The organism is Streptomyces sp. NPDC054765 (assembly GCF_053612065.1).
In genome coordinates this window covers 1-1683 of the sequence record NZ_JBSHBP010000150.1, presented here as the reverse complement: position 1 = coordinate 1683, position 1683 = coordinate 1, and the positions used below count along the sequence as shown (strand labels likewise).

At 67.3% G+C, this 1683-nt stretch carries 2 protein-coding genes; both read right to left on the bottom strand.

Going from position 1 to position 1683, the window contains the following annotated elements; all coding sequences use genetic code 11:
* Positions 1-117: 117 nt before the first annotated feature.
* Positions 118-951, bottom strand: a complete 834-nt coding sequence (locus tag ACWGJY_RS37505; RefSeq protein ID WP_453265371.1) for a transposase family protein — start codon at positions 949-951, stop codon at positions 118-120.
* A 73-nt stretch (positions 952-1024) separates the two neighbouring features.
* A complete protein-coding gene (locus ACWGJY_RS37500) occupies positions 1025-1501 on the bottom strand; it encodes a hypothetical protein (RefSeq protein ID WP_453265370.1) in 477 nt (158 codons plus the stop codon).
* Between the last annotated feature and the right edge of the window lie 182 nt (positions 1502-1683).

The window sequence follows — 1683 nt, the reverse complement described above, 5'->3', positions numbered from 1 at the left end:
CAGTGAGGCTCCGCCAAGCTCGTTTCCGCAGTTCAGTGGGGCTGGTGTGATGCGTCGGTGAGGTCCTCACTCTGGCAGGTGGCGTGATCGTCGGGGCGAGATCATCCGCCCGCTCCGTCAGCGCTGTACTTCGCTGTTCGCCAGAACGAGCAGGGCCCGCAGGAGCGTGGTCGCCTGCCGGGTGTCCGTGCGGAGTTTGGTCAGGATCCGCCATGACTTGAGGTTCGCGAAGCCATGTTCGTTGGCGGCGCGTTCGCGGCTGACCAGGCGGTTCGCTTCCTTCTCGGCGGCGGTCAGCTTGTGGTTGCGGGTGGCCTTGCGGCCGGTGATGATCACCGGGTCGTCTTCGGGCTTGTCGTCGAGGCCGACGAAGCCGAGGTCGGCCAGGGCACCGAGGCCGGCTTCCCTCAGGTGTCCGGTGATCTTGTTGTGGCGGGCGGTGGTGATCTCGCTGGACCGTCCGGGCTTGGCCGCGGAGATCCAGATCAGGTTGCCCTTCTCATCGGTGAGAGCGAGAAACAGCAGGCCATGGGCCTTATGTTTGCCGGAGTAGTTCTTCCGGTCGTCCGTCCCGGTGCGGCGGTGGGTGCGGATCAGGGTGCCGTCGAGGAGGACCACGACCCCGCCGCTGCGGGCGATCTTCTTCAGCGCGCGGTCCAGGCGTGGGGCGCGGGCGGCCAGCAGCTTGACGACTTCCTTCACCCAGCGGCGGACGGTGGACTCGCCGACCTGGTTGCCGCCGGCCATGTCGGCCAGGCGCTGGTCGTGACGGAGTACGGCGAGCACGATGACGGCCTGCTTACCTGGTTCGGCCTTGCGCCAGACAGAGCGCATCCGGTTGCGGCGTTGGCGTATCAGGTCGGCGACGAGATCGATGGTCCGCTTCGACAGCGGGAGGCGGACCTGATAGACAACATCCCGAGGGCCCACGGCGGGCTGGTTTTTGGTCACACACTTACCAACTCCCGCCGTGGGCCCTCGCGTTATGGCAGGAATCGGCCCGTCCGGCCAGCGGCGTTACTGGTCAGCGTGGCAGGTAACGCCCGGACGCGATACGTGAGAGCCAGCCCCGGTCGGCAAGTTTGCGCAGCTGGCCCCGGACCGGCTCGATCTTCGCCGGACTCGCCTCCCGGCCCAGCTCGAGGGCGACGTCCTTGGCCATCACCGGACCGTCCGCCCCGGCCACGACCTCCATGATCCGTCGGTATTCCAAGGTCAGGACCTCCAGTCCCATCCCCTCGACGCGGTCCGGCACCACTCGCATCCCGCCCGCACCCGGACCCACCGTCACAACAGCCAGCTCCGGCTCCGGCTCCGGCGAAACGATGCCCGGCGGTCGCCGTCCACCATCGGTAGCCTCGGCCCACTGCCCGAACACCACCTCGGCGGCCTCCAACCGGACGACCTCCGTTTCAAGTTCACCCAGCTCCTTGCGCAGCAGCTCGGCACGTTTCGCCAGCTCAAGCCGCCGCTCGATCGTCCACGCCAGCAGGTCCGTCATGAACATCCCTCCCAGCGCAGAACCTACGCGGCGACCCCCGAACCTCACTCCAGAACCCGCGAGAACATCCGCGCCAGACGATCTCGTGCTAACGATCACTGCACCTGCCAGCGTGAGGACCTCACCGACGCATCACACCAGCCCCACTGAACTGCGGAAACGAGCTTGGCGGAGCCTCAGTG